Genomic DNA, 14,942 nt, shown 5'->3' with positions numbered 1-14,942 from the left:
CCGATTCCCCTGGCGTTACACTGACTGATGCATTCGCCTTTTTCGGCGGCCTGGACACTGTTTATGCCATTCCGGCCCTCTGCGGCCTCTCGAAACAAGAGCGCGGTGCCGCCGTGTCAGAGTGTGCCCGCCAACTGGCCATGATGTTCGGAGACTCCCAGAATCAGCGCTTCTGGTGCTGGCTCTTGTGGCAAATGCTCCGGTTGCGCGACCAGGGCCAGGACGTGAGCGAGGACATCAGCGCTGTGCTGGCGCGCGTTGTACAGGACTTGAAAGCCTATCCAGCGAAGAAAGCCGCCGCCGTGGTGGTCTCAGAGCTGGTCGGTGCAGGGCTGTATGACCGGCTCAAGCTGGCCGGAAACCACCGCGTCGGAGGTCCACCGCCAGCGGCCTAGCTCTGAGCTGACAACCCAGCCACAGCCCCGCCGCCGATGCTCTGAGCGTTCGCGGATGACCCAGCACACCCCGCCGTCATGTTCAGTGCAACATACGGAAATTTGCCGTGCTGGACAGTGTGTTGCATGAAAAGCGGGCGCGAGCCTTTCCAGTGGCCGCGCCCGTGCAACATACGGAAATATGCGTGTCAGACGGTGTGTTGCGCGGTTAGCCCCCAAACAGGCCAAACCGAGCCAGGAACCCGCTTCGCTTCTGCTCCTGCTGCTGGGCGGCTTGCTGCGCTTGTTGCCCCTTGCGGTTGGCCCGGCCCAGCTCGGCAGCTTGGCGCACCGCCTCACTCCCTTGCTCGGCCCGTGCCAGGTGAGCGGTCAGGCTTTCGCGGGTAATCCGGGCGCAGCGGGGCCGGGGATACACGCGGGTCAGCATTCCCTCGTCAATCAGCCGGTACACCGAGGCGCGGCTGAGGGCCAGGTGTTCGCCCGCTTCCTTGATGGTGAACAGGGCCTTGTCGGGAAGAGTCATGTTCAAAGTTTACCCCCTGCGTGAAGCGACAGAACTGTTCCCACTGAGATGTTCTGAGACAAATTAAGCCATGGGCAGGGCTTCGCTGCTGGCTTATATTTTGCGAACTCTAGAAAATATTTTACGAACTTTATCCCTAGGCGATATGATGCCTGGCCCGTGCGCTGGCGAACTTTTGCTGACTGGGGCGCGGTTTGGAGCGGACACAGCAACTTTTCTCTAGTTCGTCAAATTGTTATTTTGCGAAATAATACTGTTATGTCCTCATGGTGAGAGTTCAAAAGCCCACTTTGGGTCGCCAAATCGACTTTGGTCCACCCTGCGAGTTTTCAGCTTTGCTAAGCTGTCAATATGATGAACTTTACTGTTTCTGTCCGTGAGCATGGACGGCTAAATTTACCAAAGCGACTCCGCATGGCACTGCACCTTCAGGAACAGGATGATCTGGTCTTCCGTATCCGGGCAGACGGCACAGCGGAAGTGGTTTCGGCCAGCATCCTGGCCCAGCAAGGAAGGGGGCTTTTCGGACATCTGAAAGTAGAGGACAGTGAAACCGATGCCTTTATCGCTGAACGCCACGCCGAAGCCGGAGCCGAGGGGTGACGGTACTGGACGCCAGCGCCCTACTGACCTATCTGTTTGGGGAACCGGGGACGGACGCTGTTCAGGAGCGTTTGCCCGGTTCGGTCATGCACACGGTCAATCTTGCCGAAGTGCTGTCTAAGCTGGCGGAGCGGGGTCTGTCACCAGAAGATGCTCAGGCTCAGCTGGAGGCGGCGGGCCTCTCACAAGTGATTACCATTGATCCCGGGGTGCCGGGGGACGCCTACACCGTTGCCCGCTTGCGCCCGCTGACCCGTGGGCAGGGCCTGAGTCTGGGAGACCGTTACTGTCTGGCCCTGGGACAGCGCCTGGGGCAGCCGGTAGCGACGATGGACCGGGCCTGGGGCGAGTTGGAGTTGGGGCTGGAAATTGAGGTGTTGCGGTAAATGCCTCAGCTTTTGATCTCTCCTGGCAACCGCCTTTAATATATATTCTTTGATAGATACCGAACGGAGGACTCCCATGACCACAGCCAAGATTTTCCAGACGGGCCGCTCACAGGCCGTGCGGCTTCCCAAGGCGTTCCGCTTTGAAGGGCAGGAGGTCACCATCAAGCGGGTCTCCACTGGCGTGCTGCTGATTCCCAATACCCCAGCCGGCCAGCAGGAGTTCTGGCAGGCGTGGTATGCCGCCCTGCCTGAAGTGGACATGCCCCTGACCCGGGAAGACCTGCCCCAGCAAGAACGGAACTGGGACCTGTGAGTCTCACCCACCTGCTCGACACCAACACCTGCATCTACATCATCAACCGCCGACCACCTCACGTGGCCGAGCGTTTTGCCCAGCATCCAGCCGACGCCATCGGGCTGTCCAGCATCACCCTTGCGGAGCTGCGGTATGGCGTGAGCAAAAGCGGTTCAAAAAAGAATGCGGCAGTCCTGGAAGCGTTCATCGAGCCGCTGGAAGTGTTGCCCTTTGGTGCCGAGGCCACCGAGCACTACGGTGCACTGCGGGCGGGACTGGAAGCAGGTGGGCGTCCGATTGGGGCGATGGACCTGCTTATTGCCGCACATGCCCTGTCCCTGGGCGCAACGCTGGTGACCAACAACGTGAAAGAGTTTGAGCGCGTCCCTGCCCTGCGATTGGAGAACTGGTTTTGATGGACCACATCACCGCCTTTGAGCATTACCTGAAACTGGAAGAAGGTCGCAGCCCGGCCACTATCCGCAACTACTCGGGCGATGTCCGGCAGCTGCGGGCGTTTCTGGACTCCGATGCCTACTCCTTCCCCCAGCGTGGCCGCGACTGGGCGCAGGTCAGCGCGGCTGACTTGCGGCTGTTCCTGGCGACCCTCAACCCGAGGCCCCACCGCTACCACCGCCTGCTGGCCTCATGGCGCAAGTTCTGGGCCTTCCTGCGCGACGTGCAGCAGCTCCCGCTGGTGGGCGACCCCGCCGCCGAAATCAAGCGGCCTAAGTTGCCCCAGCGCCTGCCGAAGTATCTGGAAAGCCCTGATATTGCCAAGCTCCTTCAAGCGGCACACGATAACCCACGGCCAAGCGTGGGCCTGCGGAACTGGGCGTTCCTGGCGTTCCTGTACGGTACCGGAGCGCGGCTGAGCGAAGTGCTGGGCCTGACCTTTAACCGCATCACCTATAGCGACACCCTACCCACCGCCGTAACCGTTATCGGCAAGGGCGACAAGGAACGGTTCGTGCCCCTCTCCCCCACCGCGCAGCGGGCGCTGATGCAGTGGCTGCAAGTGCGCCGGGTGGAAGGCCATCCGACCAGCCCCTATGTCTGGAGCTACCTCAGTGGCGGAAACAGAGGTGAGCCTTTCGGGGCACGCAACATGCAGAAGATGATGGATGCAGCAGCGAGGAAAGCAGGCCTTGACCCGGCGAAGGTCAGCCCCCATAAACTGCGCCACTCCTACGCCACCGCCCTAGTCGAGCATGGCCGCAGCCTGCACGAAATCGGCACCATCCTGGGCCACGAAAACCCAGCTACCACTGCGATTTATGGACGGGTGAAGGCGCAGCAACTCGCACAGGCGGCGGCGAGCTTGCCGGATGTATTCTGAATGAAAGCATGTTTTCCTGAAAAAAATTTTCTATGAAAACATTATTTTACTTCCTATGATGACAGATTGACATCGTGATGCCGCCTTGTCATCATAGAAGCCGATGAACGTCATCTCCAAGAACACCCTGATGGCGTTCGCCGAGGACCATCCTGACGCCCAGGAAGCTCTGGACGACTGGTACCGGTACATGCGGAAAGCCGAGTACACCTGCTTTGCCGACTTGAAAGAGGACTACGGCAGTGCGGACTGGGTCGGGGGTCACATCGTGTTCAACATCTGCGGCAACCGCTACCGCCTGATTGTGACCAGCAATTTCCAGTACAAGACGTTCTGGATTAAGTTTATTGGCACCCACAAGGAGTACGACGCATGGAAGCCCTGAATCTGCAACAACTCACCCCGGTCTGGCAGCAGCTGAGCCATGCGCTGACCCCAATTCAGACGGACGATCAGCACGCTGCAGCTTTGGAATTGCTGGAGCCGGTCTGGAATGAGGTGGGCGAGAACCCGCAGCATCCTCTGGGGAGCCTGCTGAGCCTGATGGTTGAACGCATTCAGGAATACGAGGACGAGCGCTGGCCAACCCCACAGGGCAGCCCGGCAGGAAACCTGAAGTATCTGATGGAACTGCGCGGTCTTTCCCAGCGTCAGCTGGCGGGCCTGACGGGGATTGACCAGGCTGTCATCAGCCGACTGGCGTCAGGCGAACGGGCCTTCACGGCGGACCATATTCGCCGTCTTTCCCAGCATTTTCGGGTGGAGCCGGGCCATTTTTTGTGAAGTACGAAAAATATTTCCATGAAATATTTTTTTCATTAGATAAAGAAACCTGCGTCGGGCAGGTTTCCTTTTCTATCTGTGTTGATAAGCAGTTGTAAGAGCCAATGCTGTGCTCAGTGGGTGGGCACTCCCACCTATACTGTGTTGTATGCGAAGAAAAGCCCTGTCAGTGATAGCAGCTTTCACTCTGGGAGCGGCGGCGAATGCCCAGGCCGCCGAGCAAGTCGGGCCTGCTTTTCTAGGGACCAAGGGAGATTTCCTAAAATCTCAATTCTGCGAGAAGTACAAGTGCTTTCCTGCGGGAACCATCAAGCTGGGCAATAACGATACTGAAGAATATTTCATGGTCGTGGGTTTCAAGACCCCAGAGTTTGGAGTAGAAAAATTCTTGGTCTTCTTCACGAAATGTGAGACTTACGAAGGATGCCGGGGAGAGTGGACACGTGCTGGAATCCGTTATGCTCCAACACAAGAGAGTGTCAACAACAGGCCCTTTGCTAAAGAGTTTTTTGGATTTGTGACTGGGGTGTCGCTGAAGTCGGCCAACTCTGGGCAGATTTTCAACAGTGGGGGATGTTCTACTGATATACGTGGTCGTAATGAATATTTTAGGCTCGACCCTATTAAAGTGCTCTCCTACGGTGGAGCCTCAGAGGAAACCATTGTTGCTTACGTGAATGGTGGTTTCAGCCAGGCATCTTTCGGGAGCCGTCCTGAGAGTGTCAGATTGGTAACTGCGACAGGAGAAAGCTGCTATTGAATCGGAGCTTTATACCTGACTACCCAATGGGTTTGGGAAAAATATTCCAAGAAAGAATGTTTCCATGAAATAAAGAAACCCGCGTCAGGCGGGCTTTTCTCTATTTCAGCTCTGGATGGTGCCGGCTCAGATACTCTTCCAGCGCCTGCTCAAGCACCAGATATTGCTTGCGACCTTCCGCCGCCGCCCCCATCTTCAGCCGCCGCTTGAGGTCGCCGCTCAGGGTACTGCTGAAGGGCTGCTGCTTGTCTGCTTCCCGCGCAGGCATGGGCGCGGGCGGCTCCTGCTGCTGCGCCTGGGCTTTCACGTCTTTTAACACTCCGAATCTTCCCTTAGACATCGCTGAGCACCTCCCGCGCTACCGAGGCGTAATCCACGGCCACCAGCTTGGCGTAGCGGCCACCTACCGCTTCTATCGGAATCTGTTGCTCGGCAGCGTCCCCCACCGCTGTGCTTTTGCGGACGATGGTATGCAACACCGGAATGTCCTGCTCGGCCAGCGTCTCGCGTAGCTCGTCGCCGCGCCCGCCCTCGTTGGCGACAATCAGCACGCGGTAGTTCTTCACGTCCGCTTCAATCAGGGGTCGCAGTGTTCGCAGCAGCCCGGTGGCGCTCACCCCTTCAGGCCGGGTGGGCACGATGAGCAGGTCGCTGTCGCCTGCGAGGGCCACCAGGTCGGCGGCCTGCTCGTTGCCTTTGGTGTCAATGAGGACGTACTCGTACTCGGCCAGCTGCTCGGCGCCAGCATCCCGGAAGGGAATGGCCTCGAACTGCCAGCCGTCGAAGTCGCCCGCCCGCCAGAACACGGCGCACTGCAACTCTTCGTCGGCGTCCAGCAGCAGCGTGCGCCCGCGCTTACCCAGCGCCTGCGCCAGCTGCACGGCGGTGGTCGTCTTGCCCACCCCGCCTTTCATGTTGCCTATGGCGATAATCTTTGGCATGAAAAAATTATTTCATGGATTCATGGAGAAATCTATTCATACTTTCATGATGTCTTCAGTGCCTGACACGTTGCCGGATGCTGAGCTCTCAGCTATGTAAGGTGCAACTTATGAGTCTCTCAGTGCTGGGATCTTGCCCGTCATTCTGAGCCATCAAGACAGTGAGCTGAACATATCCTGAGCGTATGTCCGCAAACAATCACTGGATCTTCCAGGCCAACCCAGAGTTTTACCCCCTAGCCGAGCATCTCAGCAGAATGAAAGTTGGGGACACGGACACCTGGATGGTCAGCCGATACCGCCACGAAATGAAGGTTGGCGATCAGGTGGCCCTGTGGCAGAGTGGCGAGGACGCTGGGATTTATGCCTTTGGTGAGCTGGTGAGTGAGCCTTACCTCACCAACGAAGTGGCTGCTTGGCAGCGTAAAGCTGGCAAAGTGAACGGCCCCGTCTACCTGGTTCGCTACCGACTCACAAAAATTTTGCACCGTCCACTCTTACGAATGGTGCTTCAACAGCAGAAGCAACTGCAGCAGCTCAGTATCTTGAAATTCCCCCAAGCCACCAACTTCCGAGTTGCTCCGGAGGAATGGGAAGCGCTTCAGAGATTGATCCAGCCGAGAAATCCCACCTGGGCGCGGGATGAATTACTACTGGCCCTGGATCTCTACTTCCAAAATGGCCGTAAGTATTTGGAACCGGAGCACCCGGCCGTTACCGAGTTAAGTGAGTTTCTGAGGAACCTGCCTATTCACTTCGGTGTGAAAGGCGAGAACTTCCGCAGCCCAGCCAGTGTAGCCATGAAGATTGCCAACTTCATGGCGCTTGATCCCAGCAAATCGCCCGGGCTGACTGCTGGCGGGAAGGGTGACAGGCAGGTGTGGGAAGAATTCGGAAAGCGCCCAGAGGAGTTGCATATCTTAACTGAGCTGATTCGTCAGAGCGGTGCTCAACTGGACGCCCAAGAAACAGATGCCGTGGACGAAGGGTTTCCAGAGGGCAAAGTCATTGAGCGGCTCCATAAGTCTCGCGAGCGCAACAAGCGCCTGGTAAACAAAAAAATTGCCGAAGCGAAAAAAATCAATCAGGGTCGGGTGATTTGTGAGGCTTGCGATTTCGACTTTCTGGCCACCTACGGTGAACTGGGTGCAGACTTTGCTGAATGTCACCACCTTGTTCCGCTGAGCCAGTTGGGCGAGACACAGACGGCGCTCAATGAACTGGCTGTGTTATGCGCCAACTGTCACCGCATGATTCACCGCAGCCGCCCGATGCTGACGCCGCAGGAGTTGCGGCAACGAATGGAGCAAGTGGCAGTAGAAGGAAGTCAGCTTTGAGGCTCATTCGTAATCAGGGTACAGATACTGTATTGCGCGCCTGGCAGGAGGCCTGTCGGGATGGTCATGTCAGCAAACTCTCTCTCGCAACGCCTGCTTTCTCCCTGTTTGGCACTCAGGAAGCTTGGTCTGAGCTGAACGCGGCAAGTCACCGTCAGGTTATCCTCCCGGCGGATGCCAATGCTCTGGATCTGTTCGGTGGCGACGCCGACCGTGTTCGTCGTGGGCGTTTGAACCTGCCGCTGCTGGCCCGCCGTTTTGCTGACTGGCTGGAAGGGTCTGAGGTCCGCTTCGCTGGCGGGCCTGTGCCGCAGAGTCTGATTGCGCTTACTGGTGAACAAGATCAGCAGGTGCTTGCCGGGCAGTGCCCAGTGACCACAGAAGGGTTAGGCATTGTCCCCGGCAATCCCCTTGCCCTGATACAAGCCTCAACTTCAACCGAAGAAGCGCAGATGCTCGCCATGTGGTTCGAGTCTATGTGGCAGGCTTCCCCGGCCCGCCCAGAGGTCAAGCAGTACTTGCTGGACTACCTGGCCGAACTGGCGCAGCCCAACGTGCCAGACCGCCTGTACCACGCTGTGCTGTATCAGGTGTTCAAGGATTTGGGCGGCGAACTGGACGAAGACCGCATTGTCCGCAGCGGCACGGGCATCAAGGAAACCGAAGTCTGGAAGAAGCTGTTTCGCTTTCAGCGTGACGGCGTCATCGGCGTCATTGACAAGCTGGAGCGGCTGGGCGGGTGCATCGTGGCCGACAGCGTGGGCCTGGGCAAGACCTTTACCGCGCTGGCGGTCATCAAGTATTACGAACTGCGCAACGACCGCGTGCTGGTGCTGGCCCCCAAGCGGCTACGCGACAACTGGACGCTGTACCGCAGCAACGACCTGCGTAACCCGCTGGCCGCTGACCGCTTTCATTACGACGTGCTCAATCACACCGACCTGTCGCGCGAGCAGGGCCAGAGTGGCGAGATTGACCTGGCGCATGTCAACTGGGGCAACTACGACCTGGTGGTCATCGACGAATCGCACAACTTTCGCAACAAGGCTGCCGTCAATGACCGCGTCACGCGCTACTCGCGCCTCATGGAACAGATCATTCAGTCAGGCGTGAAAACGCGGGTGCTGATGCTGTCGGCCACGCCCGTCAACAACCGTCTGAACGACCTGAAAAACCAACTGGCCTTTGTCACCGAAGGGCAGGATGACGCCCTGGCCGCACACGGCATTGCCAGTGTCGAGAACACCACCCGCCGCGCCCAGCTTCAGTTCAACGCCTGGCAGCGCCTGCCCGAAGCCGAGCGCACCCCCCAGAAACTGACCGAGATGCTGGGCTTTGACTATTTCCGGCTGCTTGACCTGCTGACCATTGCCCGTTCGCGCAAGCACATTCAGCGCTACTACGGCACTGCCGACACCGGGAAGTTTCCCGAGCGCTTAAAGCCCGTGAATATCAAAGCGGCGGTCGACCGCAGCGGCCTGTTTCCGGCCATTCAGGACATCAACACCGAGATTCGCAAGCTCAGTCTGGCGTCCTATGCACCCATGAAGTACCTGCTGCCGGGCAAACAGGAAGAGTACGAACGGCGTTACCTGACCCGCCTGGGTAGAGACAAGGCCGGGCTGGTCTTCCGGCAATCCGACCGCGAGCAGAACCTGATTCACCTACTGCGGGTCAATCTCTTAAAGCGCATGGAGAGTGCGGTGCATTCCTTCATGCTGACCCTGGAGCGCCAACTGGCCGACGTAGAGCGCACCCTGGCCCGGCTGGACGCCTTTGATGCGCGGCAGGAATCGGGGGCAGACATCAGCGAACCCAGCATTGAAGATTTGAGCGAAGATGACCCCATTCTGGAAACGCAGGGCGTGGGCCGCGAGGTCAAGGTGCTGCTGGCCGACGTAGACCGCCGCAAATGGCGGCAGGACTTGCAGGAAGACCGCGAGCGCCTGAGCAGTCTGCTGGACATGGCCCAGCAGGTGCTGCCCGCTCAGGACGAAAAACTCGCGCTGCTCAAGGAAGTCATCGAGGGCAAGTTGCGTCACCCGGTCAACCCTGGCAACCGCAAAGTCATCGTGTTTACGGCCTTTGCCGATACCGCCAAGTACCTGTACGCGCAACTGGAAGGCTGGGCGCTGAAGGAACATGGCCTACACGCCGCGCTGGTCACGGGGGCAGGCAGCAACCGCACCAACCTGCCCAGCGTTCGCACTGACCTGGGCAGCATCCTGACGGCCTTTAGCCCCCGCAGCAAGGGCCGTCCCGCTGAATTGAGCAGTGAAGGGGAACTGGAACTCCTGATTGCCACCGATTGCATCAGCGAGGGCCAGAACTTGCAGGACTGCGACCTGCTGGTCAATTACGACATTCACTGGAACCCGGTGCGGATTATTCAGCGCTTTGGCCGTATTGACCGTATCGGCAGCCCCAACAGCCAGATTCAGTTGGTCAACTTCTGGCCCAACATGGAACTGGATGAGTACATCAACCTGGAAAGCCGGGTGTCGGGCCGCATGATGCTGCTGGATATTTCGGCCACGGGCGAGGAAAACCTGATTGACGCGCAGGCCGGAAATGTTATGAACGACCTGGAGTACCGCCGCAAGCAGCTGTTGCAGCTTCAGAACGCGGTGGTGGACATAGAAGACCTGAGCAGTGGCCTGAGCCTGACGGATTTGACCCTCAACGACTTCCGGGTCGACCTGACCACCTATCTGGCCGCCCACCCCGAAGCCGCCACGCAGTTTGAAGCCCTGCCCCCCGCCATTTACGCCCCGGTGTACGCCGACGCCCAGATTCCGCCCGGCACGCTGTTCGTGTTGCGGGCCGCCACCGAGCGTTCACTGAAAGCGGCGCAGGACTACCCCCTTTCGCCGCACTACCTGATTCATGTGGCCGAGGGGGGCGGCGGCGCGGCCCTGCTGCCCCCCTCGCAGGCCAAGCAGGCGCTGGACAGGCTGCGCAAGCTGTGTGCAGGTCAGGGGCGCGACTCGCAGGCGGAAAAGCAATTTGAGAAGCTGACCAGAGGCGGTGAGCGCATGGACGCCTTACAAAAGCAACTGGGGGCCGCCATCAGCGCCATTACAGGCAAGGCAGAGGAACGCGCTGCCGCCAGCCTATTTAGCCTGGGCGGCACCCAGACGGGCCGGGGCAGCACCGCCGGACTGGAAGACTTCGAGGTGGTGGCGTACCTGACGATTTTGCCGCCAGCGGGTGCGACATGACCCCCCGCACGCTGATCCCCGAAGACGTGTTGACCGCCCTGGCCCTGCCCGCACAAGCCCTGGCCGACCAGCGCATTCCCAAAACGCTGCTGCTGGAACATGGCACGCCCACCAGTGCCGACAGGCGGCTGATAGAAGGGGGCGTGTCCGAACTGCGCTGGAACGCTGCGCTGCGCCCGGACACGGTGGCGATTCCGGCCCACGACACCGCCACGCACGCCTACCCCGAGGTGCAGGTCATGACCCTGACCCGCCGCGCCCTGAAACCCGACAGCGCCGGGGCGACCCGCTTGCGCGAACTGATTCACCGGGCCATTCCGTACCCGCTGCTGCTACTGGATGCAGACCAAGAAAGCACCTGGCTCAGCCTGGCCCCCAAGCGCCGCTCTCAGGCGCAGGAAGGGGCGGTGGTGCTGGAACATGAAGTGCAGGCCATACCCCTGGCCGCTGGCCCCTTCCTGGCCCCCCTGCTGGCCCAGTTGCCCCCCAGCGTGCGCCCCTTCGCCGACCTGTACCACCTGTACGCCCACTGGCAGGCCGCCCTGCTGTCCTGGCAGATTGCCGCCATGACTGGGCAATTCCGGCTGTACCCGCAGCCTGACCCCCTGCGGCAGCCCGTGCAGGACTACGCCCGGCTGGAACGCGAACTCACCGCCCTACGCCGCGCCGCTGGCCGCGAAAAGTCACTGGCCCGCCGCGCCGAACTGAACCTGAAGGCCAGGGCAGTGGCCGCGCAGCAGGAAGAAGTGCGGCAGTTGTTACTGAACTGGCCCGTCGATTGAGCGCCCCAGACGAAAACCCCTGAATTAGAATTTTGCGTACCGCAAGCGAGGTGGTGGCATAACGAACAGGAACCCGAACGACACGCCCGGCGAGCCGGGCCACACGGCTGACGCAGCACAGGCAGAAAGCCGCACCGGAAAAGTGCGGGGCTGGAGTCCGGCAGTGGCGGCATTCCTGGCCCAGTCACCTACGTACGACCCCGCTGCCTTCACGGTAGACCGGAGCGACCTGCCCCAACTGCCTGACGTGTCCGAGCTTTCTTCCCTGCTCTAACCCCCTTGCTGCCCCCGCATTTCCCCCACCCCCCCAGAAAGGAACAACTCCCATGCAACACCTGACCCCCGACCACCCCGAAACGCAAAGCCAGGACGGTATTACGCAGAACCTGACCCGCCTCCACGACCTTTTCCCCGAAGCCTTCAGCGAAGGGCGGCTGAACTTTGATGTCCTGAAACAACTTCTGGGCGACCAGATAGACGACCAGCCCGAAAAGTACGGCCTGACCTGGAACGGCAAGGCCCGCGCCCGCCGCCACGCCCTGACCCCCACCCGCGCCACCCTGCGCCCCGACCCGGCCAGTAGCGTGGACTGGGACACCACCCAGAACCTGATGATTGAGGGCGACAACCTGGAAGTGCTGAAGCTGCTCCAGCGCAGCTACGCGGGCAAGGTGAAGCTGATTTACATAGACCCGCCGTACAACACGGGCAAGGACTTCGTGTACCCCGACGATTACACCGACAGCCTGAAGAACTACCAGGAGTTGACGGGGCAGTTAGAGGAAGGCCGCCGGGTGAGCAGCAACACGGAAAGCAGCGGCAGGTTCCATACCGACTGGCTGAACATGATGTACCCCCGATTGAAACTGGCGCGGGAACTGTTGAGGGATGATGGGGTTATTTTTGTCAGTATTGATGATAGTGAGAAAGCAAATACGGTAGCCATAATGGATGACATATTTGGTGAAAATTGCCGTCTCGGGATAGTGGTAAGAGCTACAGGAACCACAACTGGGCAGGATGGCGGTGGTTTAGGTAAATCATTTGATTACGGAGTTTTTTATTCAAAATCCCCCGACTATTTAGTGGGTGGAATACCTCTTGATGAAGATGATGAGAAACGTTTTCAGGATGAGGATGAAAGAGGTAAATACTCTTTACTACAATTGAGAAAAACTGGGAATGCTGATAGAAGAGAAGACCGCCCCTCAATGTTTTATCCTATTAAAGACCCTTCTGGGGTAGATGTATTACCTTATGGCCCGGGGGGATATGAAAGTCGATGGCGCTTCGGAAAGGACAAATATAACGAATCTGTGGGCGATGGCCTGATTGTCTGGAAGCAAGTTGACTCCTCATGGAAGCCTTACGTTAAATACTATCTTGAAGGAAGAACAAAACGCCCCTCTCCTCTTTGGGACGACCTAGACGGCAACAAAAAGGCAACTATTGAAGTAAAATCTCTTTTAGCTGAGAGAGTTTTTGATAATCCTAAGCCCACAGCCTTTGTGCGACGCTTATTGCAGATGACTTCATCGGAGAAGAGTGATATTGTTCTTGATTTTTTTGCAGGGTCTGGGAGCACGGCACATGCGGTAATGAGTCAGAATGCTGCTGATAATTTAGAGCGACAATTTATAGCAGTTCAATTACCAGAACTTCTTGACCCTTTAAATAAGGAACAAAAGTTTGCCGCCGATTTCTGCGACTCGCTGGGCGTGCCGCGCAACATTGCCGAACTGACCAAGGAACGCCTGCGCCGGGCGGGGGCCAAGGTGAAGGCCGAGAATCCTATGTTCGCGGGCGATACGGGCTTTCGGGTGTTCAAGCTGGACAGCAGCAACATAGCTGCCTGGGACGGTGACGCGGCGCGGGCTGATGTGCAGGCGGCGTTGCTGAGCGCCGAGGACAATATCAAGGCGGGGCGCACCGACCGGGACGTGCTGTACGAAGTGCTGCTCAAGCTGGGGCTGCCCCTGACCACGCCCATAGAGGAACGCACCATAGCGGGCCTGAAGGTGCAACTGGTGGGCGGCGGGGCGCTGGTGGCGTGCCTGGAGCGCCGTATTGCCGCCGCGCAGGTGCAGGAACTGGGCCAGGGCATGGCCGACTGGTTAGCCGCCGAGAACCCGGCGGGCGAGGCGCATGTGCTGTTTCTGGACAGCGCCTTTGAGAATGACAATGCCAAGCTGAACCTCAGCAAGTACCTGTCCCAGCGGGCCGAGGTGCTGGGCCGCAACTGGGTGGTGCGTTCGTTGTGAAAATCCAGTTTGAATCCAACCTGGACTACCAGGCCCAGGCCATAGAGGCGGTGGCGGGGCTGTTTGCGGGCCAGCAGATTAACCGCTCAGAATTTACGGTGACGGCGGGCGTGCGCGGCAACATGAGCACGCTGGGCATGGCGGAAACAGATTTGGGGGTGGGGAACCGCCTCAGCCTGCTGCCAGAAGAAGTGCATAGCAACCTCAACAGCATTCAGTTGGCAAACGGCCTTGCGCCCTCGCCGCTGCCGCTGGTCGGCGACTACACCATAGAAATGGAGACGGGCACGGGCAAAACTTACGTGTACCTGCGCACGGCGTTCGAGTTGCACCGGCGTTACGGGTTCACCAAGTTTGTGATTGTGGTGCCCAGCATTGCCATCAAAGAAGGGGTGCTCAAGTCGCTGGACATGACCCGCGAGCACTTTGGCACGCTTTACCCGGAAGCCAAGGGGTACGACTTTTACGCCTACGACAGCGCCAAGCTGAACCAGGTGCGCGACTTTGCGACCAGTTCCAGCCTGCGCTTTATGGTGGCGACCGTTCAGAGTCTCTATAGCGTGCAGCAAGCTGCCGAAGAAGCTGAAGGGTCAAGTAGCAGACGCAAGGCCGAGCGGGTCATTCACCGCCCCAACGAACAGACGGGCGGTGAAAAGCCCATTGACCTGATTCGGGCCACCAATCCGGTGCTGATTGTGGATGAGCCGCAAAGCGTGTACGGCGATGCGGGCAAGCTGACGGGCAAGGCCAAAAAGGGTGGCGAGGGCCAGGGGCGTAGGGCACTGGCGCTGCTCAACCCGCTGTGTACCCTGCGCTACAGCGCCACGCCGCTGGACAAAACGCAAATGGTCTTCCGACTGGACGCCGTAGATGCCTACGAACGCAAGCTGGTTAAGGGCATCGAGGTGGCGTCCATGCAGGTCAGCAGTGGCCATAACAAGCCCTATGTGCGCGTAGAAGGCATCAAGAAGGGCGGAGCGCGCACAGTTCCGACAGCCACCCTGATACTGGACGTGGATAAGGGCGGCAATATTACCCGTAAGGAAGTCAAAGTCCAGGACGGCGACAGCTTGCAGGACCTCTCCGGGGGGCGTGACCTTTACCAGAACATGTTCGTAGGTGAAATCCGGGCGGCAAAGGGCGACACGGCGCTGGAACTGAAGGTGCCCGGTGACGTGCTGTGGCTGGGGGTGGGTCAGGAGCATGGTGGCGTGAACCCCGGCGACATGGCCCGCGCCATGATTGCCCCCGGTAGTGGTACGGAAAATCCTTCAGGCTACGTTCGAAGATTCCGTAGCTGCAAGCAGTTTAAC

General features: G+C 59.0%; 17 protein-coding genes. 14 read left to right on the top strand and 3 right to left on the bottom strand.

Annotation, left to right across the window (positions count from 1 at the left end):
- Nucleotides 1-395, top strand: a 395-nt coding sequence (locus IE158_RS13640; protein ID WP_229839108.1) for a hypothetical protein, incomplete at its 5' end; no start/stop codon positions are given.
- A 208-nt stretch (nucleotides 396-603) separates the two neighbouring features.
- Here IE158_RS13640 and IE158_RS12150 read toward each other — a convergent pair.
- Nucleotides 604-918 (bottom strand): helix-turn-helix transcriptional regulator, encoded by a 315-nt coding sequence (locus tag IE158_RS12150; RefSeq protein ID WP_189643978.1) that lies wholly within the window; start codon nucleotides 916-918, stop codon nucleotides 604-606.
- 414 nt (nucleotides 919-1,332) lie between these two features.
- On the opposite strand from IE158_RS12150, the gene IE158_RS12145 reads away from it, so the two are divergent.
- From IE158_RS12145 to IE158_RS12110, 8 genes are all read left to right on the top strand, one after another.
- Complete coding sequence (locus IE158_RS12145) at nucleotides 1,333-1,521, top strand: hypothetical protein (RefSeq protein WP_229839107.1); 189 nt, start codon at nucleotides 1,333-1,335, stop codon at nucleotides 1,519-1,521.
- Nucleotides 1,518-1,907: a type II toxin-antitoxin system VapC family toxin gene (locus IE158_RS12140; protein ID WP_189643976.1), complete on the top strand. Its 390-nt coding sequence runs from the start codon at nucleotides 1,518-1,520 to the stop codon at nucleotides 1,905-1,907. The genes IE158_RS12145 and IE158_RS12140 overlap by 4 nt, the downstream gene beginning before the upstream one ends.
- A gap of 76 nt (nucleotides 1,908-1,983) precedes the next feature.
- Nucleotides 1,984-2,223 (top strand): antitoxin, encoded by a 240-nt coding sequence (locus IE158_RS12135; protein WP_189643975.1) that lies wholly within the window; start codon nucleotides 1,984-1,986, stop codon nucleotides 2,221-2,223.
- Nucleotides 2,220-2,621, top strand: coding sequence for a type II toxin-antitoxin system tRNA(fMet)-specific endonuclease VapC (gene vapC / locus IE158_RS12130; RefSeq protein ID WP_189643974.1), 402 nt, complete (start codon nucleotides 2,220-2,222; stop codon nucleotides 2,619-2,621). The genes IE158_RS12135 and vapC overlap by 4 nt, the downstream gene beginning before the upstream one ends.
- Nucleotides 2,621-3,544 (top strand): tyrosine-type recombinase/integrase, encoded by a 924-nt coding sequence (locus IE158_RS12125; protein WP_189643973.1) that lies wholly within the window; start codon nucleotides 2,621-2,623, stop codon nucleotides 3,542-3,544. The genes vapC and IE158_RS12125 overlap by 1 nt, the downstream gene beginning before the upstream one ends.
- Before the next feature lie 103 nt (nucleotides 3,545-3,647).
- Entirely contained in the window at nucleotides 3,648-3,929 is a 282-nt protein-coding gene (locus tag IE158_RS12120) for a type II toxin-antitoxin system HigB family toxin (RefSeq protein WP_189643972.1), read from the top strand.
- A complete protein-coding gene (locus IE158_RS12115; protein WP_189643971.1) occupies nucleotides 3,917-4,327 on the top strand; it encodes a helix-turn-helix domain-containing protein in 411 nt (136 codons plus the stop codon). The genes IE158_RS12120 and IE158_RS12115 overlap by 13 nt, the downstream gene beginning before the upstream one ends.
- Nucleotides 4,328-4,475: 148 nt before the next feature.
- The gene (locus IE158_RS12110; protein ID WP_189643970.1) at nucleotides 4,476-5,087 is read left to right on the top strand and encodes a hypothetical protein; all 612 of its coding nucleotides are present in this window, start codon (nucleotides 4,476-4,478) and stop codon (nucleotides 5,085-5,087) included.
- A gap of 100 nt (nucleotides 5,088-5,187) precedes the next feature.
- Here the strand turns inward: IE158_RS12110 and IE158_RS12105 are convergent, their stop codons facing one another.
- Both IE158_RS12105 and IE158_RS12100 read right to left on the bottom strand, forming a co-directional pair.
- A complete protein-coding gene (locus tag IE158_RS12105; protein WP_189643969.1) occupies nucleotides 5,188-5,406 on the bottom strand; it encodes a hypothetical protein in 219 nt (72 codons plus the stop codon).
- 13 nt (nucleotides 5,407-5,419) lie between these two features.
- Nucleotides 5,420-6,028, bottom strand: coding sequence for a ParA family protein (locus IE158_RS12100; protein ID WP_189643968.1), 609 nt, complete (start codon nucleotides 6,026-6,028; stop codon nucleotides 5,420-5,422).
- Nucleotides 6,029-6,213: 185 nt separating this feature from the next.
- Between IE158_RS12100 and IE158_RS12095 the strand changes: the two genes are divergently transcribed.
- The 5 genes from IE158_RS12095 to IE158_RS12075 form a co-directional block, all read left to right on the top strand.
- Nucleotides 6,214-7,365 (top strand): EVE domain-containing protein, encoded by a 1,152-nt coding sequence (locus IE158_RS12095; RefSeq protein ID WP_189643967.1) that lies wholly within the window; start codon nucleotides 6,214-6,216, stop codon nucleotides 7,363-7,365.
- Nucleotides 7,366-7,595: 230 nt separating this feature from the next.
- A complete protein-coding gene (locus tag IE158_RS12090; RefSeq protein ID WP_229839106.1) occupies nucleotides 7,596-10,586 on the top strand; it encodes a helicase-related protein in 2,991 nt (996 codons plus the stop codon).
- Nucleotides 10,583-11,368: a DUF4391 domain-containing protein gene (locus IE158_RS12085; protein WP_189643965.1), complete on the top strand. Its 786-nt coding sequence runs from the start codon at nucleotides 10,583-10,585 to the stop codon at nucleotides 11,366-11,368. Before IE158_RS12090 ends, IE158_RS12085 begins: the two co-directional genes overlap by 4 nt.
- A gap of 326 nt (nucleotides 11,369-11,694) precedes the next feature.
- The gene (locus IE158_RS12080; RefSeq protein WP_189643964.1) at nucleotides 11,695-13,629 is read left to right on the top strand and encodes a site-specific DNA-methyltransferase; all 1,935 of its coding nucleotides are present in this window, start codon (nucleotides 11,695-11,697) and stop codon (nucleotides 13,627-13,629) included.
- Nucleotides 13,626-14,942: DEAD/DEAH box helicase family protein (locus tag IE158_RS12075; protein ID WP_189643963.1), on the top strand; the 1,317-nt coding region annotated here is incomplete at its 3' end. The genes IE158_RS12080 and IE158_RS12075, both read left to right, overlap by 4 nt.

Source organism: Deinococcus piscis, assembly GCF_014653275.1.
Taxonomy (GTDB): domain Bacteria; phylum Deinococcota; class Deinococci; order Deinococcales; family Deinococcaceae; genus Deinococcus; species Deinococcus piscis.
Note: the sequence above shows the minus strand (reverse complement) of the source record. Positions and strands in the feature narration are given on the sequence as shown.